15 protein-coding genes are annotated in these 16,261 nt (G+C 73.7%); 5 read left to right on the forward strand and 10 right to left on the reverse strand.

Annotated elements, in window-relative coordinates; all coding sequences use genetic code 11:
- Positions 1-135 precede the first annotated feature (135 nt).
- Together ACZ6X9_RS31520 and ACZ6X9_RS31525 are read right to left on the reverse strand one after the other, a co-directional pair.
- Positions 136-1,611, reverse strand: coding sequence for an aminotransferase class I/II-fold pyridoxal phosphate-dependent enzyme (locus tag ACZ6X9_RS31520; RefSeq protein ID WP_469781442.1), 1,476 nt, complete (start codon positions 1,609-1,611; stop codon positions 136-138).
- Between the two features lie 179 nt (positions 1,612-1,790).
- Positions 1,791-2,168, reverse strand: a complete 378-nt coding sequence (locus ACZ6X9_RS31525) for an ArsR/SmtB family transcription factor (RefSeq protein ID WP_469781443.1) — start codon at positions 2,166-2,168, stop codon at positions 1,791-1,793.
- Between the two features lie 179 nt (positions 2,169-2,347).
- On the opposite strand from ACZ6X9_RS31525, the gene ACZ6X9_RS31530 reads away from it, so the two are divergent.
- Together ACZ6X9_RS31530 and ACZ6X9_RS31535 are read left to right on the forward strand one after the other, a co-directional pair.
- On the forward strand, positions 2,348-3,607 hold the full coding sequence (locus ACZ6X9_RS31530; protein ID WP_469781444.1) for an MFS transporter: 1,260 nt from the start codon (positions 2,348-2,350) through the stop codon (positions 3,605-3,607).
- A 317-nt stretch (positions 3,608-3,924) separates the two neighbouring features.
- On the forward strand, positions 3,925-4,371 hold the full coding sequence (locus ACZ6X9_RS31535) for a nitroreductase family deazaflavin-dependent oxidoreductase (protein WP_469781445.1): 447 nt from the start codon (positions 3,925-3,927) through the stop codon (positions 4,369-4,371).
- 822 nt (positions 4,372-5,193) lie between these two features.
- Here ACZ6X9_RS31535 and ACZ6X9_RS31540 read toward each other — a convergent pair.
- The 4 genes from ACZ6X9_RS31540 to ACZ6X9_RS31555 all read right to left on the reverse strand — a co-directional run bounded on the left by ACZ6X9_RS31540 (position 5,194) and on the right by ACZ6X9_RS31555 (position 7,379).
- Entirely contained in the window at positions 5,194-5,919 is a 726-nt protein-coding gene (locus ACZ6X9_RS31540; protein ID WP_469781446.1) for a B3/B4 domain-containing protein, read from the reverse strand.
- 110 nt (positions 5,920-6,029) lie between these two features.
- Complete coding sequence (locus ACZ6X9_RS31545) at positions 6,030-6,446, reverse strand: nuclear transport factor 2 family protein (RefSeq protein ID WP_469781447.1); 417 nt, start codon at positions 6,444-6,446, stop codon at positions 6,030-6,032.
- A 214-nt stretch (positions 6,447-6,660) separates the two neighbouring features.
- A complete protein-coding gene (locus ACZ6X9_RS31550; RefSeq protein WP_469781448.1) occupies positions 6,661-7,071 on the reverse strand; it encodes a PIN domain-containing protein in 411 nt (136 codons plus the stop codon).
- Complete coding sequence (locus ACZ6X9_RS31555; RefSeq protein ID WP_469781449.1) at positions 7,068-7,379, reverse strand: hypothetical protein; 312 nt, start codon at positions 7,377-7,379, stop codon at positions 7,068-7,070. The genes ACZ6X9_RS31550 and ACZ6X9_RS31555 overlap by 4 nt, the downstream gene beginning before the upstream one ends.
- A 1,582-nt stretch (positions 7,380-8,961) precedes the next feature.
- Between ACZ6X9_RS31555 and ACZ6X9_RS31560 the strand changes: the two genes are divergently transcribed.
- On the forward strand, positions 8,962-10,188 hold the full coding sequence (locus ACZ6X9_RS31560; protein ID WP_469781450.1) for a sensor histidine kinase: 1,227 nt from the start codon (positions 8,962-8,964) through the stop codon (positions 10,186-10,188).
- Positions 10,185-11,324, forward strand: a complete 1,140-nt coding sequence (locus tag ACZ6X9_RS31565) for an FUSC family protein (protein WP_469781451.1) — start codon at positions 10,185-10,187, stop codon at positions 11,322-11,324. The genes ACZ6X9_RS31560 and ACZ6X9_RS31565 overlap by 4 nt, the downstream gene beginning before the upstream one ends.
- A 278-nt stretch (positions 11,325-11,602) precedes the next feature.
- Here ACZ6X9_RS31565 and ACZ6X9_RS31570 read toward each other — a convergent pair whose 3' ends face one another.
- Both ACZ6X9_RS31570 and ACZ6X9_RS31575 read right to left on the reverse strand, forming a co-directional pair.
- Entirely contained in the window at positions 11,603-12,142 is a 540-nt protein-coding gene (locus ACZ6X9_RS31570; protein WP_469781452.1) for a 2'-5' RNA ligase family protein, read from the reverse strand.
- 244 nt (positions 12,143-12,386) lie between these two features.
- Positions 12,387-12,956: a TetR/AcrR family transcriptional regulator gene (locus ACZ6X9_RS31575; RefSeq protein WP_469781453.1), complete on the reverse strand. Its 570-nt coding sequence runs from the start codon at positions 12,954-12,956 to the stop codon at positions 12,387-12,389.
- An 83-nt stretch (positions 12,957-13,039) separates the two neighbouring features.
- Between ACZ6X9_RS31575 and ACZ6X9_RS31580 the strand changes: the two genes are divergently transcribed.
- The gene (locus tag ACZ6X9_RS31580; protein ID WP_469781454.1) at positions 13,040-13,960 is read left to right on the forward strand and encodes an NADP-dependent oxidoreductase; all 921 of its coding nucleotides are present in this window, start codon (positions 13,040-13,042) and stop codon (positions 13,958-13,960) included.
- Positions 13,961-14,531: 571 nt separating this feature from the next.
- Here ACZ6X9_RS31580 and ACZ6X9_RS31585 read toward each other — a convergent pair.
- Positions 14,532-15,305: a response regulator gene (locus ACZ6X9_RS31585; RefSeq protein ID WP_469781455.1), complete on the reverse strand. Its 774-nt coding sequence runs from the start codon at positions 15,303-15,305 to the stop codon at positions 14,532-14,534.
- Entirely contained in the window at positions 15,302-16,129 is an 828-nt protein-coding gene (locus tag ACZ6X9_RS31590; protein WP_469781456.1) for a sensor histidine kinase, read from the reverse strand. The genes ACZ6X9_RS31585 and ACZ6X9_RS31590 overlap by 4 nt, the downstream gene beginning before the upstream one ends.
- Positions 16,130-16,261: the final 132 nt, after the last annotated feature.

Here is a 16,261-nt window from a genome sequence, read left to right on the forward strand (position 1 = left end):
GTATCGGGGCAGGTGGCCAGGCAACGGATCCGAGTCCAGTCATGGCGGGCAACCTATCGCACGCCAGTGAAAGTGATCCGAAAGAGACGGCCTAGCCCCGCACGCGCGGGATTCGACGTGCCCGGGGCCCGGTCGTCAGGAGTCGTCCGTCTCCCGCACCACCCGGACGGTCCGCAGCTCCGGGTCGGCCGCGTCCGGCAGGTGCATTCCCGCCTCGATGCCGGTCCGCAGGTACTCCAGGACCGGCCCGGTGAGGCGTTCGCCGGGCAGGACCGCCGGGATGCCCGGCGGGTACGGGGTGACCATCTCGGCGGCGATCCGGCCCTCGGCCCGGTCGTACGCGACGTCCTCGACGGGTCCGAAGTAGGCGTCGCGCGGCGGCAGGGCCTGCTCCATGCGCAGCTCTCCCGGCGAGGGCACGGCGACGGCGGGTGCCGGCCGCAGCCCCGGGGCCTCCTCGGACAGGTCGCGGAGGGCGTCGAGCAGGGTCTCGGCCGTCTTCTCGTCGTCGGCGTGGGTGAGCTGGGCGCTGATCCGCCGGTGATCGACGAGGTGCAGGTCGATGTGGTGCCGGTCGCGCAGCCAGTCCGCCGCCCGATAGCCGGTGGTGCCGAGCTCCGCCATGTCGATGATCACGGGCAGCGGGTCCAGGTCCGCCGCCAGGTCCGACCCCGTGAAGTCGGCCCGGTCGTTCACGTGCAGCCCGTCGATCCGCTCGATCCCCTTGCGCACCGACGCCGCCAGTTCCAGCGTGTGGTCCAGCAGCTCGCGTCCGTGCAGCATCATCTGGCGCCGCCAGGCGTCGATGCCGGCCAGGATCAGGACGGACGGGCTGGTGGTGCCCAGCAGGTCGGCGCGGGACTTCAGGGCGGCCGGATCGATCAGGTCGCCCTGGAGGTGGAACACCGAGCCCTGCTCCAGGCCGCTGCCCATCTTGTGGATGCTGGTCACGCACACGTCGGCGCCGGCGTCCATCGCCCACGCCGGCAGGTCCGGATGGAACGGCAGGTGGGCGCCCCACGCCTCGTCCACGATGAGCGGGCGCCCCCGCTCGTGGCAGACCTCGGCGATGCCCGCCAGGTCGGCGCAGGACCCGTACGGCGTCGGGCTGGTGACCAGCGCGCCGCGCGCGTCCGGATGCTTCGCGAAGGCGCGCGCGAACGCCTCGGCCGACGGCGGGTGCGCGAGGTGCCGCTCCGCGTCCCACTGCGGCTCCACCCACACCGGGTGGATGCCGGCCAGGATCAGCCCGGCGACCACGGACTTGTGGGCGTCCCGGCCCACCAGCAGCTCCTCGTGCGGGCTGGCGACGGCCAGCATCGCGGCCTTGACCGACAGCGAGCTGCCGCAGGTGGTGAAGAACGTGTGCTCGGCGTGGACCGCGTCGGCCATCAGGGCCTCGGCGCGCTCCAGGACCCGCCCGGTGGTACGCCGGTCGTCCAGACCGCCGGAGGCCAGGACGTCCGCGCGGAACACGGCGTCGCCCAGCTCCCGCCGGGCCGCCGGGTCGGCGCCCCTGGCCTGTTTGTGACCGGGCGGGGTGAACGGCAGCCGGCCGGCCTCGTGGTAGGCGGCGAGTGCTTCCAGGACGGGGGCCTGCGTGTGGTCCATCGGTTCCCTCCGGACGGCCGGCGACGTTCGTTACCCGTGTGACCCGGCCCCCGCGGCGGAAACCTGACCCGTCCGGGTGACCCGGTCGTGGTCCGGTGACGACCCGGTCGTGGTCCGTGGTCCGTGGTCGGTGGTCCGAGGGCCGGTCATGGCCCGGTCGGGATCCGGTCGGAGACCGGTCAGTCCGACGCGGGCGTCCAGTCCGCCACCAGCGCGAGCAGCCCGGGGAACCGGGCCTCCAGGTCCGTCACCCGCACCTGGCTGCGCCGCTCCAGGCCGTACTGGCGCTGCCGGGTGACCCCGGCCTCGCGCAGCGCCTTGAAGTGGTGGGTCAGCGAGGACTTGGGCCGGTCGAGGCCGAACCAGCCGCACGGGTGGTCGAACGCCTCGGACTCCAGCAGCAGCTTGCGGACGATGCGCAGCCGCAGCGGATCGCTCAGTGCGCCCAGCACGGTCTCCAGCCGGAGGTCCGCCACGTCGGGTTCGGGCAGCGGGGCCGGCGCGCCGGCGGGCTCCGGGGGGATGGCGAAGGCGGTGACGGGGTGGGCGGTGGCCATCTGCTGCTTCCTCACTTCCACGGGTCGAGCGGGGGTGCGGGGGGCGTCGATTCACTGTACGAGTTTGATCGTACTGCATGCTAAGTTCGAAATAACTCGTACAGCGGCGCCTGCGGATGCCGCCGTCGACACGTCGGCGCGCCCCGGCGCGCCCCCCTGATTCCCGAATAGGAGTTCCGGTGACGGACATCCGGCTTGCCCCCGCGGCCCCACGCTCCGCCCGCCCGACGGCCACCGCCCTCGCAGGTGCTCCCGGAAGTGCCTCCGAGGCCACCCCGGGCCGGTGGCTGTGGCTGTCCGCCTGGCCCGTGACGGCCGTGTTCGTGCTGTCCAACGCCGCGACGCCGCTCTACGCGCTCTGGCAGCGGGACATCGGCTTCTCCCGGGGCACCCTGACCCTCGTCTTCGCCAGCTACATCGTGGGCCTGATCGGCTCCCTCCTCGTCTCGGGCGTCCTCTCCGACCGGATCGGCCGACGGCCGGTCCTCGTCCCGGCGGTACTCCTCGCCCTCGTCGCCTGCGGGATCTTCGCCACCGCGTCCTCCGTCGCCGCCCTCACGGCCGCCCGGCTGCTCACCGGGGTCGCCGTCGGCGCGGTCGTCTCCGCCGGCATGGCGGCCGTCTCCGACGTGGCCGGGCCCGCGCGCCGACGCCAGGCGGCGCTGCTCGCCTCCACCGCGATGGTGCTCGGCGCGGGCCTCGGCCCGCTGCTCGCCGGCGTGCTCTCCGAGACCCTGCCCGCCCCCACCACGACCGTCTTCGCCGTCGAGGCCGTCCTCCTCGTCCTCGCCCTGGCCGTCGTCCTGCGCATGCCCCTCCCGCGACCGGCCGGGAACGGCGGCGGCTCGTGGATCCGGGTGCCCGGCGTCCCGCGCGGCCGGGGCGGCGACCTGCTGCGGGCCGTCGCCGTCTTCGCCCCCGGCATCACCGCCACCTCCTTCGTCCTCTCCCTCGGCCCGTCCCTGCTCGCCGGCCTCCTCGGCACCGCCAACCGGGTGGTGCCCGGCGCCTTGGCCTTCGCGATGTTCCTCACCGCCACCGGCGTCCAGTTCGCCGTCCGCCGGCTGCGCCCCGACAACGTCCTGCTCGCCGGCGCCGTGAACACCGTGCTGGCCATGGCGGCCCTCGTGGCCGCGGTGCGCCTCTCCTCGGCCGTCCTCCTGGCCGCCGCCGCGCTGCTCGCCGGCGCCGGGCAGGGCATGGGACTGCTCGGCGGGCTCTCCCTGCTCAACGGCGGCGTCCCGGCCCGGCGGCTCGCCGAGGCGAACGCGGCGCTGAACGTGGGCGGTTACGTGCCGGCGGGCACCCTGCCCGTCGCCGTCGGGTTCCTCAGCGACGCGGTGGGGCTGCCGACCGGGACGACGCTCTTCGGGGCGTTCCTCGCGGTGGCCGCGGCGGCCGGGGGGCTGGCCGTCCTGGCTCGACGGGACCGCGTCTGAGCCCTGACCGGGCAGTGGGAGTAGTGCGGGCCGTGGGGTTCACGTGGTTCATGTGAGTCCGTGTAGGCCATATAGGCCGCGCGGGTCGTGGGGGTCGTGCGGGTCGTGTGGGCCGTGTGGGTTGTGCGGGCCGGGCGCGGCGCCCGGGAGTGCCTCCCGGTACCGCGAAGCCGCCCCGAGACGACGGGGACGGTGAACTCCCGTGCCACCGGGGTATGCCTGAGCCCGTGCGGATCGGCCGGCACCGCCCGACGGCCCGCCGGACACGGACCGCCACAAGTGACGTGACACCAACGGAAACGGAAAGGGCAGCGCACATGCCGCTCAAAGGCGAGTACGAACCGAGCCCCGAGCAGTGGGTCAGGGACCAGGTGGAGCTCTACGAGAGCTCCGGCGGGACCGAGGGGACGACGCTGCGCGACATGCCCGTCGTCATTCTCACCACACGCGGGGCCAAGAGCGGGAAGCTCCGCAAGACGCCCGTGATGCGGGTCGAGCACGAGGGCCGGTACGCCGTCGTCGCCTCGCTGGGCGGCGCCCCCAAGCACCCGGTCTGGTACCACAACCTCAAGGCCGACCCCCGGGCGGAGCTCCAAGACGGGCCAGTGCGGCAGGACATGACGGCCCGCGAGGTCACCGGCGAGGAAAAGGACTTCTGGTGGCAGCGGGCCGTGGCGGCCTATCCCGACTACGCGGACTACCAGCAGAAGACCGACCGGGTGATCCCCGTCTTCGTCCTGGAGCGGGTGCCCGACGGGCACTGAGCGGGCCTGCTCGACGGGTTCCGCTCCGGGAGCGGCCGGTCCGGGCGACGACGCAGGGCCCGGCGCGGCTTGCGGGTGCCGCCTCACCGCCCTCACCGCCTCACGGGCCGAGCGCCGTCCCGCTCATCGCGTCCCGTGCCCGTCCGGCGGTCCCAGCCGGGGCAACGTCCTGCGCCTCGGCCGAGGCGCCGTAGGCGAGACCGGACCAGGGCGTCGCCCTGGGCCTTGCCCCAGACGTCGGCCGGCGGTGCTCCGCCGACGCCGCTTACGTCCTTGGGCCGGACGCGGCTCTCGTTTGCGGGCCGGCCGGCGGGAAGAAGGTCCGGTCGCAGACATGGGTCCGGCCGTCGATGTGAGGGCGGTCGGTGGTGAGGGAGCCGGCGAGTGGGAGGCCGTATGAGAGGGGTGGGCAGTCATTGCCGGGCCCTCCGCCTGCCCGCCTGCCCGCCTGCCCGTCGGCCGGGCGGTCGCGCGGGCCCCCGCCCGGTTCGGGAGCCCGGTCTCCGGTGTGCGTGCGGCCGGTGGTGAGAGTCCGGCCGGCGGTGGGGATGCGGTCGGCGGTGGGGGCCGGGAGTGGCACTGCCGGGTCGTCCGCCCGTTCTTGGGCTGGGCGGTCACGCGGTTCCCCGCTGCCCGCTCCCGATGTGCGTGCGGCCGGTGGTGAGAGTCCGGCCGGTGGTGGGGATGCGGTCGGCGGCGAGGGTGCCTACGGGCTGAAGGCCTCGTGGCCGGGGAGGAGGGGGCGGGCGTTGGCTGCCGGCCCCCGTCTGCCCCCCTTGACCGGGCGGCCGCCCGGGCCTGCGTCCCGCCCCCGGACCCGCCTCAGGCGGTCGCGGTCAGCAGCCGGGACGCCACCGCTGCCCCGGGGCTGGTCTCCGTCAGTGCCTCGGCCAGCGCGTCCCCCGCCGCGTCGAGCTCCGCGTCGCTCATCGGCCCGAGCGCGTCGAGGACGAACAGCGCCCGGGTGGTGGTCTCCGTCAGCCGGGTGCGCGTGCACTGACGCCAGTTCCAGCGCCGGCAGGTGACGCCCGCGTCGTCCCGCCAGACCACCTCGCCGGGCGGGCAGTGCTCGACGACGGCCTCCCCGCCCGCCGTGGTCTCGAACGGCTCGTCGCCACCGGCTCGCACCAGCCGGGGCGCGCCGGCGTAGTGGTCCAGGTCCTCGCCGCCGAGCGGCAGGACATGGGCGACCGAGACCGCGTTGTAGACGTCGGTGAGCCGGTCCACGCGCGGCAGGCCCGGGGGAACCCGGCGGAGCAGGGCCTCGGCGCTCGGCCGGGTCCGCTGCGGTTTCGCGCCGAATGCGCGGAACGCCTCGCGCCAGGCGGCCAGGTGCGGGTGCTCCTCGGGCGGGACATCGGCGAAGCGGCGGCGGGCGCTCGCCTCGGCCGCCGACAGCAGCCGCTCGCTCGCGGCATCGCTCGGCCCGGGCCGGAGGCCTTCGGCGACGACGAGCAGCGCCCGGTAGTCGGGGCGCAGGGCGTGGACCGAGGCGTCGATGGCGGCGGCGTCGAGCCGGCTCCTGAGGTCGGCGGTGACGGTGGGCATACGTCTCCTTGAGTTCAGCGCAATGAACTCAAGAGTGCCATACAGTGAACTAGAAGGGAATCGCTTTCCGTCTTCACCGGGTACGGGCCCGGCCGACCCTCGCCGATCCCCTAGGGGGCGAGGCGGACGAAACAGTCGTAGTTGCGCTGCGACACGATCCTGCCGTCCCGGAAATCCAGGAAGACGGCGAGGTGCGCCCGCAGTTCGTGGCCGGCGGGCAGCCTGCCGAGCGGTACGGCGAGTGTGCCTCGCCAACGGACTTCCAGGGCGACCGTGTCGCCGGCCGCGACCGCCTCCACGACGTCGAACGCCTGCGCGGCCAGCACCGCGCGGCCCCGCTCCGCCGCCGCCAGGATGGCGGGCAGGTCGCGGACGGCGCCGTCGGGGGCCAGGGCGTTGGGCAACTCGTGCTGGACGACGTCCGGATGGAAGAAGGGCGCCAGCTCCTCAGCGGTCGCCAGGCGGGCCACCGTCGCGAGGTAGCGGACGGCGGTCTCGACGTCGGGGTGCCGGGGGGTGGCCGTCATGGCCGTCAGGGTAGGGGTGCGGTCGCGGCGCGGGGAAGGCGCTCGCGAGCGCCGGCCGGCCTGGTCCGTGGCGGCGGGCCGGCCTGGCCCGTGGCGGCAGGCCGGCCTGGTGTGCGCCGGCCGCCGCGGTCTCGCTGTGGCGGCGCCGTGCCGGTTGTCCGCGTGGTGCCGGGCGACGGCGGGGCGGCGGGTGGGGCGGGCGGGGGCGACCGCGTCAGGCGAGCCCGAAGACGTCGATCGTGTCGCCGAGGGGCCGGTAGCGCTCGGGGGCGGTGGTGAACACGGTCCATCCGGACGGCACCGCGACGGCGGCCGTGTGCGCCAGCGCGATGTCCTCCAGCGCGTACCGGCGCATCATCGTCCCGGCCGCCTCGACGGCCGTCAGATCCAGCGGCCGGATGAGCACCGACGGGCCGCAGCGGGCGAGCAGCAGCTCCAGGGCGACCCGAGCGCGGCCGGGCTTCTCGCGCTCGGCGAGGACGAGCTCGGTCTGCGGCACATTGACCGAGACGGCGTGCCAGCTCCACCGGTCCGTGAGGACCTCGTGCTCGATCCTGCGGTCGGTGGCCAGGTCGGAGAGGAAGCCGGCGTCGAGGACGACGCCCGTCACCGCGTCGACCGTCACGCGGCGCTGCTCCGGCGGGTGGCGATGTACTGGTCGAGGGACAGCCGGGTGCGGCGGCCGGTCGCGTCGTCCGCCCACTGGCGGGCCAGGGCGATCGACTCCTCGTCCAGGCCGAAGTCCCGTCGCAGCCGCTCCTCGCTCTCACGGTGGCGACGGTCGCGGTCGATCTGGCCGGCCAGCGTTCTCGTCACGAACGCGGACACGGACTCGATGACGTTCGCGTCCTTCAAACCGCGCAACTGCTCGGCCAGCTCGCGGGGCACCGTGATGCTGATCCGCTCGAAGTCGGGGGTCTGCTCGTCGCCCATGGTCGAATACTACGGGAGCCGCCCCCGGGCGCACCGCCGGTCGGGCAAGGCGATGGCGCGCGCCGGGGCCCGGGCTCCACTCCGCGCAACGTGCGCCGTCGGGGCGGACGTTGGGGCAGCGGCGGTCGCGGAGGCGTCGGGTCCGTGACCGCGCCGCGGGTGCGTGAGCGCGCCGCGGGTCCGTGAGCGCGCCGCGGGTGCGGTCCGTGCCGCTGTGGACGTCCGTGCCGTCCCCGGCGTTCGTGCCGCCGCCCATGTCCGTGCCGCCCCGTGTCCCTGCCGCCTCCGTGTCCGTGCCGCCCCGGTGTCCGTACCGTTCGTGCCGCGGGCGCCTGCCGCCCCTGCCGTCCGCTCCGGCGTCGGAGCCGTGACCTGCGAGGCCGACGAGGACCGCCTCCGACACCAGGCGCGGGCGGCGTCGGTGGCCGCCGCCGACCCGGTCGGCGCGGCCGACCTGGCCGTGTTCGTCCCTCGGCGACAAGCCGATCGTCGGAGCCCGGGGCGAGGCCGCAGACGGCATCCCGACCGAGGCCGATGGACCGGCTCCGGAGGGCGGTGGCCAGGCGGCGGCGTGCCTGACGCGGCGTCGCGGCGCCCCCGCGATGTTCCCTGTCGGTGAAGGCCGAGGCAGGCGGCCCTCCTGCTCCCGGACGGCGCGGTGAGCCGGGAGTCCGGCTCAGGGCTGTGCAAGGCCGTGTCCGGCAGGACGATGTGCCATGACACGACCGCGTGCGTGCCGGGGGAGTCACGGTCGCGCCGGTGGTGCCGGGCGGAGGCGTCGACGGCCTCCAAGAGGTCCGTGCCGTCGGGAACCGCCTGTTCGGTCTCCGCTGTAGCGGGGCCGCAGACGCTCGGTGGCCAGGGCGCCCGCCAAGCCACAGAAGGCACGCGTGGAGTGGGGGCGGGGACGAGCCGGCCGCGCACGCGTGGGCGTGGGGTGTCGCCGACGGTGCGTTCGAGACGTGCTCGGTGCGGTGCGGTGCGGTGCGCGTGATCGGGGCGGCCGCACTGGAGGGACCGTTCGACGAGCCTCCTGGCTGCTGATCGCAACCGGCGTCGTACTGTCGGCCACCGGCGGCGGGACCGAGCTCGGGTACGTGCGCGCACGAGCCCTGCCCGCCCGCATCCACCTGATGACCGCTTACGTCGGCGGCCGGGCGCCGCGACGCTGACCGCTCGCCTAGTGGCGAGGTGTGGCGCGGCGGTACCACCGGCGGTGGGGTGGGGCTCGGCTGTCGGACGGTGGCTTCGCTCGTGTTCGCTGTGCTGCTCGTGACGGTCGTGCCCGTACCGCGCTCCGTTGACACCGGTGCCAGGCGGGCGCTGAGGCCGGCGCGCGGGACGCCGCGTCCTGATGGAGCGCTTGCGTCTCCCGGCCGCTCCGGTGCCGCCGCGTGACCGCCCCGCCCCCGTCCGGACGCCGACCGGCCTTCGCCCACCCCCGGCCGGCCCCCGCCCAGGCCACACCCGCCGGGCGTCGGCCGGGAAGCCGGTCTAGGGTCGGAACCGTGCGGTGCCGGACAGAACGGGACGGAGGCGGGCCGACCGGGCGTTCCGGCGCGGCCTGTCCGGGCGGGCGCCGATGACGACCCGCCTGCGCGAGGAACGGCTGGGCGACGCGGCGCTCTCCTCCCGCCGCGTGGCCTGGATCCGGCTCGCCATGACCGTCCCCCTGTTCATGGCGGGACGCCGGCCGCCCGACGTCTCGTACCGGCACTGGTTCGACGGTCTGCTCGTGGCCTACCTGATCTGGGCCGTCGGGCGGATGGTGTGGATCCGGCGCCGCCCGGTGGCCGGCGTGCGCGGTGCCGCGGGCGCCCTCGTCGTGGACCTCGCGCTGATCACCGCCCTCGCGGCGGTGTCCGGCGGCCCGGACTCCCCGGTCCGTTACGCCTACTTCCTGTGGTCCACGGCCACGGTCCTCTGGCAGATGCCGAAGGTCACGGCCGGCTTCGGAGCCGTCTGTGTGGTCTGCTACGCGGCGATGTCCGTACCGCACGCCTTGACGCACCCGGCGCGGGAGTCCTGGGACATCGTCGTCGACGAGGCGTACCTGCTGTGGACGGTCGGCGCCTCGGTGCTCATCGCGGTCCTGCTGGCCCGGCGCAGCCGACGGGTGGCCGAACTCCTCGACACCCGCGAACTCCTGCTCGACGACGCCCTCGCCGCCGAGACGCGGGAACGCTCTCGTGTCGCCGACTCCCTGCACGACGGCGCGGTCCAGACGCTGCTGGCCGCTCTGCACGACCTGGAGGAGGCCGAGGAATCCGCCACCGACCCCACGGCCCGTGCCGCCCTCGGCCGCGCCCAGGACGAAGTGCGGCGCACGGTCCGCGAGATGCGGGAGATCATCTTCAACCTTCATCCGCAGATCCTCGCCGCCGCCGGACTGGGCGCCGCGCTGGAGGCCGCGGGGGAACGGTTCGCGCGGCGCGGCGGCTTCCGCGTCCACTACGACGTGCGGCTGCCCGGCCGCGTCGGCCACGAGACCCTGCTCTACTCCACCGCCAGGGAACTCCTCCGCAACATCGTCAAGCACGCGCGGGCCGCCGACGTGTGGCTGACCCTCGCCACCGAAGGCGACGAGACCGTGCTGACCGTCCGCGACAACGGCGTCGGCTTCGACCCGCGCGTCGTCCAGGACCGGCTGCGCGCCGGGCACATCGGCCTGGCCAGCCACTATGTGCGGGTCGAGAGCGCGGGCGGGCGGTTCACCGTGGACAGCGCGCCCGGCCGGGGCACGGCGATCGAGGTCCGGCTGCCCACGGCGGAGCCCGGCCCCCCACCCGCCGTGCCCGTCGTCCCGTGACCGGGCGGCACGCCGCCGCGCGGCGGGTGCGGGGACACGGTCCGCCGGGCCGGCTCTCCCTGCCCGCCCTCCTGCGGCCCGAGGGCCGGCCGCGCTACGCGGACGGCGTCGCCGCCGGGGCGGCGCTCGCCGTCCCGCTCGCCGCCGGTACCGCGACCGGCCATCCCGGCGCCGGCGCGGCCGTCGCCCTGCCGGCCGTCCTGCTGGCCATGCCCCTCCCGGAGGGCGCGGGCCGGGCCGAACGCGCCCGCTGCCTCGCGGTACGCACCGCCTGGACGACCGCCGCGGGCGCCTACACCGCCCTCACCGGGAGCGGCCTGCTCGCCCTGGCCCTCGGCGTCGGCGCCACCGCCATCATCGGGGCCCTCTTCTCCCGCGTGGGCACCACGGCCGCCCTCGCCGTCCTCCTCACCGGCATCACCGGCACCCACGGCGCACCCCCGGAGGGCCTGCCCCTCCCCGGACTCGCCCAACTCATCGGCTCCGCCTGGACATCGGCCCTCCTCCTGCCCCTGAGCCAACGAGCACCTGCCCACCCCCAGCCGATCACCAACTCCTCGAACACCCCACCACCACCCTCACCGCCCTCACCACCCCAACACCCGCACCCCACGCCTTCCACCGTGTCCCGGACCGCGTCGGCGGCCACCGGCCGACTGCGCCACGCCGCCCGGCTCGGCGCCCTCACGGCCGCCGCCGTGGCCGCCACCGGCTCCCAGGGCGTGCTCCGGGGCGAGGGCCACTGGTTCGTGACGTCCCTCCTCCTCACCTTGCGGCCCACAGCTGAGGAAACCCGCACCAAGTTCGCCAAACGGGTCGTGGGCAACAGCCTCGGTGGTGTGGCCGCCGCCCTGATGCTGCTGGGCGGACCCGGCCCCTACGCGGTCGCGGCGCTCGTCGGAATCTCCGGCGCGACGGCCTACGCCTTCCGCCCCGCCAACTACGTCTACTGGTCACTCGCCTCGCCCGCGCTCCTGCTCCTCCTCAGCGACTTCGGCGAACCGGTCCCCTGGTACGCGACGGCGATCCGGGTGGCCCTGAACCTGGCCGGCGGCTGCGTGGCCGTCCTCGCCACCCGCGGCCTGTGGCCGACACCGCGGACCCCCGACGGTCCACACGAAGCCGGACGCCGCTGACGGACGCGGCGAGCGGACGGGTGAATCCCCGCCTGGAGCAGGACGGCCGACTGGCATGCGGTGCTTCGCTGTGCCGCGGTCACGCTTTCGCCACGACGACAGAACCGCGGCAACGGCTGCCCGGCGCACTGTCGGACCGGCGCACTGGCGGACCGGCTCGGGGGAGACACACGTCGACCGCCGGCCCGCACCTTCGCCGCGCCACGCTCCCAGTGCGCGTACCCAGTCGTGCCGGCGTATCCGAGCCCGCGCCGGGTCGGCCAAGCTCAGGGGTCCGTTCATTCAAGGAGTGCGAACGACGTCCGCTTCTGCCACCCCGCGCCGTCGAACACCATGAGGTCAACGGATGAGACCCGGGAGGTGAAGGGGAGACCGCCGGGCAACTCGGCCTCGATCTCGTCCAGAACAGCGTCCTCCTGACCATCCGCGACGGTCAGGTGGGGCACTATTTCGGCGAACTGGCCTCCGTAGGGCGGGGCTTCCGACCATTGGTCGGTGATCACCTCAGTGAGCCGCCGCAACTGCGTATCCGGCTCGGGAGCGAGATAGAGGACCCCTGGAAACCGTCCACAACTCTCGAACCGCACGTCAAAGGCATGATGTCTGCCGAGGACGTCAGTGAGAGCCGAGCGGACACGCGCATCCATTCGGTTCTCGTCGAGAAACGGGAAAAGTACCGTGACATGCGCTGGCACTCCTGCTTGCGCCGACGGATCGAACCGTTCACGCCACGTGCGGACGGCCGGCTCCGCGTCCGGGATCCTGACGATGAGGCCCGTCTGGCCTGCCTGGAACCTGCTGGTGCTGCCGTCTGCCATGACACGGGATGCTGCTACTCCGGGAGGTCACGGCGCTGAGAACGCGTTCGTGATCGGGATCGATTCGCCGCACAGGAGAAGCAGGTCCGCCGCACTGGAGAAGCAGGGAAGCCGGCGGCGCCGGGGCACGAATGCCGTCATCTCCCGTGGGTACCCAGAGGGCCGCTGACGAGCGACAGGCGCGGCCGGACCCGTGGGCAAACGATGTCGGGTGAGGTGAACGAAGCCACGACGGACGCGCGCGTCAGCACGCGGCTCCGGCCGCGCGTACTTCGGCGAGTGCTTGCCGTGCCAGCGGGCCGAAGCCCTCGCTGTTGCCGGGGGCGATCCAGTGGTCGTAGGCGATCTCCCAGACGAGCGTGCCCAGTTTCGTGGCCACGCGCGCGGTCAGGTTCGGGACTCCGCGGCGGTTGAGGGCCTCGATCATGGAGGCGGTGAGGTCGATCCTTTTCAGGGCTTCGCGTTCACGCAGTTCCGTGTGGGCGTTCAGCACGGCCTGGCGTCGGCGGCTGAACTCGCGGCGGTCGGCGGTGAAGAACGTTCGGCCGAGCGCGTCGAGGGCGTCCGCCACCGCGTCGAGCGGCTCGGCCGCCGGTGGCGCCGAGGCGATCCCTTCGACGAGCAGGCCGGTCACTGTGCCCCTGCCGAAGAGCACCTCGCGCTTGTCCGGGAAGTACCGGAAGAAGGTGCTTTTGGTGAGTCCCGCGCGCTCCGCGATCTCGATCACGGTCGTGTTCTCGTAGCCGTTCTCCTCGAAGAGGTCGAGGGCGGCGGCGGCGAGTCGTCCTGGTGCGTCGGGTTGCCATCGAGCCATGGGAGAAGTGTACGGGACTTGGTCCCATCACTGGTGTACGGTCGATGAGACCAAGTCCCATCACTGGCCAAGAGAGGTCACCGATGAGCAAAGCTGTCCGTTATCAGCGTTTTGGCGGTCCTGAAGTGCTCGAACTGCAGGAGATACCCGAGCCGCACGCCGCACCGGACGAGATTCGCGTCCGGGTCAAGGCCGCCGGGCTGAACCCGATGGACTGGCAGATCACTACACAGCCCGACATGGCGGCGCGGTTCGGCATCACCTTGCCGGCCGGCTTCGGCAGCGACTTCGCCGGAGTGGTGGACGAAGTGGGCGCCGAAGCCACGGGATTCGCCGTCGGCGAGCGGGTGTACGGGGCCGCGATTGGGCGTTCCGTCGCCGATTTCGTGCTGGTCAAGACGCCTGCGGCGACGCTGTGGCCCACCCCGGGGGGTGTCGGCGACGAGGTGGCGTGCACACTTCCGGTGTCCGGTCTGACGGCCTCCGCCGCGCTCGCCACGATCGGGCTCGGCGCCGGGGACACCGTCCTGATCGGTGGGGCGGCGGGGGGTGTGGGCATCTTCGCCGTGCAGTTGGCGCAGCTCGCGGGTGCACGGGTGCTCGGCACCGCCTCCGAGGGCACGTTCGGATTCCTGAGTGGACTCGGCGCCGAACCCGTGGCGTACGGCCCCGGCCTGGCGGACCGGGTGCGGACCCTGGCGCCCGAGGGGATCACCGCCGCAACCGACCTGTTCGGAAGGGAGGCGGCCGAGACCGCGCTCAAGCTCGGCGTGGCACCCGAGCGGATCTCCGTCGTGGCCGACGGCCCCGCCCCGCCGCCCGGCGTGCGCAAGGTGGGCGCCCTCGACGCGGACCCAGGCTCTTTGGAACGGATCGCCGAGGCGATCCACTCCGGCGAGATCACGGTGCCCATCGCGGCGACCTTCCCGGTCGAGCGGATCCGCGAAGCCGTGACGACGCAGGCCGAGAGGCATGTTCACGGCAAAATCGTGATCTCACTGTGAACCGGTACACGGTGGACGCGGCGACAAGAAGGAGAGTGCGTATCGCGTCATGACCATGCTGTGGGTCTGCCTGCGCTCCGAGGCCCGATCCGTGGACCACTGTGCGTGACACGAGTACACCTCACTGCCGACGAGCGTGGCCACCGGCCCGTCGGAAGCGAGACCCTGACGGGCGGTGTCCTCGGACGCGTCGTTGGACTGGCCTCGGCGGCGCGCAGGCCGTCGTAGGTCAGCTCGCGTTGGAGTTCGCCGGCGGCGGCGAGGGCCTGCATCGTGAACTTCACGGTGGACAGCAACTCGCCGGTGCGCGGGTGGCGGGCGGTGAGGGCCATCGCGGAGAACACGCCGTCGTGGAACCGCAGGGCGAGCCGGCCCGCGTGCAGGACGTCGAGGATGTGCCCGGTGCCGCGTACGAGGCGGAACATTTCGGAGATGTGCACGGTATTCCCGGGCCGCGCGTAGTCGAGGTGCGCGCGGAACTTCGGACGCTGGAGCGGGTGGAGGCGGCTGGAGGTGCCGCCGTCCTCTTCGAAGACGACCGGGTGATGATGCCGGCCTCGGCCTGCCGCCTCTACTGGACGGTTCCAGCGGAGCCACCTGGGGAGACAAGCCCTGTCTCGTAGGCGAGGACGACGGCTTGGGCTCGGTCGCGCAGGGTGAGTTTGGCGAAGATCCGGGCCACATGGGTCTTCACCGTCGCCTCACTGAGCGTCAGCGTCTGCGCGAGTTCGCTGTTGGACAGACCTCGGCCCATGAGCGTCAACACCTCGCGCTCCCGCTGCGTCAGGGCGGCCAGGTCGCGGTGGACGGCCGGGGTCGCGGGCCGCCTGGGGGTTCCGGCGGAGACGCTGTGTCGTGGTTCGCGTTCGGCCCCGTTTCGTTGTTCACCGCCGGAGCGGCTCTGATGTCCGCCTCCGGTAAAACGTTCCACCAGGCGGCGGGTGATCGAGGGTGCGAGCAGTGCGTCACCGGTCTTGACCAGACGTACGGCGGAGGCGAGGTGTTCGGGGGTGACGTCTTTGAGGAGGAAGCCGCTGGCACCGGCGGCGAGGGCGGCGTAGACGTAGTGGTCGAGGTCGAAGGTGGTCAGCATGATCACCCGGCAGTCCGGGACCTGCGCGATGACGCGGCGGGCGGCTTCCAGACCGTCCATGGCGGGCATCCGGATGTCCATCAGCACGACGTCGGGCCGCAGTTCGCACGCCGCTGCCACCGCTTCCGCTCCGTCGGCGGCCTCGCCCACCACGTCGATTCCGCGGGCGGTCAGGATCAGTCGGAAGCCGGTGCGGACGAGTTCCTGGTCGTCGGCGACGACGACGCGGGGGGCGGGGTCGGCGGGTGTCACGGCCGGTCCAGGGGAATCCGGGCGCGGACGCGGTAGCCGCCGCCGAGGCGGCGGCGGGCGTCCAGGTCGCCGCCGTAGACGGCGACCCGCTCCCGCAGCCCGAGCAACCCGCGTCCGGTTCCCTCCGCCCGGTCGGTGGCCGGGCCGCTCGGAGATGCGGAGCCGTCGGCCGTCAGGACGCTCGGCCCGCTGTTGAGTACCTCGACCCTCAGGTAGTGGTCCGCGTACCGCACTGTCACCTCGGCCTTCACCGTGTTTCCGTGTTTGAGGGCGTTGGTCAGCGACTCCTGGACGATCCGGTAGGCGGTGACGTCGATTCCGCCCGGCAGCGGGCGTGGTTCCCCGGAGACGCGTACGTCCACGGGCAGGCCGGCGAAGGCGAACCGGTCGATCAGCGGGCTGAGCCGGCTCAGACTCGGCTGGGGTGACAGATCGGCAGCGTGGGGCTCGTCGTCGCCGTTCTGTGCGGGGGCGAGCAGGCCGAGCAGGTGCCGCAGCTCGGTCATCGCGTTCCGTCCGGCGCTCTCGACCGCGCTCATCGCGGCCGCGGCCTCGTCCGGCATGGTGGTCAGCACCTCGCGGGCGGCACCAGCCTGGACCACCATGAGGCTCACGTTGTGGCTGACGATGTCGTGGAGGTCCGCCGCGATCCTGGCCCGCTCGGCGTCGACCGCGGTCCGTGCCGCGCTCTCCCGCTCCCGCTCCAGCAGCCAGCCGCGCTCCTCGATGGCCGATCGGTGGCGCCGCCGCATCCGGACGAGGGCCGCGCCCAGCCAGCCGGCGGCCGTGCACGCCGCCGCCAACGCGAGGACGAGCCACCCCACTCCTGAACTCCACACTCCGTCAGCCTCGCAGTCCCGCCCGTGATCCGCGTCATCCCCAGGGGTCGGCTCCGTACATCCCCGGGATGACGTGCTCGTACGGTTACATCCGGGGAGGGACGCCGCCCCGCCCCA

Source organism: Streptomyces sp. NPDC052910, assembly GCF_055585605.1.

Coding starts and splice junctions, on each gene's coding strand:
- ACZ6X9_RS31520 (WP_469781442.1), bottom strand. CDS start 1,611: ATGGACCACACGCAGGCCCCCGTCCTGGAAGCACTCGCCGCCTACCAC.
- ACZ6X9_RS31525 (WP_469781443.1), bottom strand. CDS start 2,168: ATGGCCACCGCCCACCCCGTCACCGCCTTCGCCATCCCCCCGGAGCCC.
- ACZ6X9_RS31535 (WP_469781445.1), top strand. CDS start 3,925: ATGCCGCTCAAAGGCGAGTACGAACCGAGCCCCGAGCAGTGGGTCAGG.
- ACZ6X9_RS31540 (WP_469781446.1), bottom strand. CDS start 5,919: ATGCCCACCGTCACCGCCGACCTCAGGAGCCGGCTCGACGCCGCCGCC.
- ACZ6X9_RS31545 (WP_469781447.1), bottom strand. CDS start 6,446: ATGACGGCCACCCCCCGGCACCCCGACGTCGAGACCGCCGTCCGCTAC.
- ACZ6X9_RS31555 (WP_469781449.1), bottom strand. CDS start 7,379: ATGGGCGACGAGCAGACCCCCGACTTCGAGCGGATCAGCATCACGGTG.
- ACZ6X9_RS31560 (WP_469781450.1), top strand. CDS start 8,962: ATGACGACCCGCCTGCGCGAGGAACGGCTGGGCGACGCGGCGCTCTCC.
- ACZ6X9_RS31570 (WP_469781452.1), bottom strand. CDS start 12,142: ATGGCAGACGGCAGCACCAGCAGGTTCCAGGCAGGCCAGACGGGCCTC.
- ACZ6X9_RS31575 (WP_469781453.1), bottom strand. CDS start 12,956: ATGGCTCGATGGCAACCCGACGCACCAGGACGACTCGCCGCCGCCGCC.
- ACZ6X9_RS31580 (WP_469781454.1), top strand. CDS start 13,040: ATGAGCAAAGCTGTCCGTTATCAGCGTTTTGGCGGTCCTGAAGTGCTC.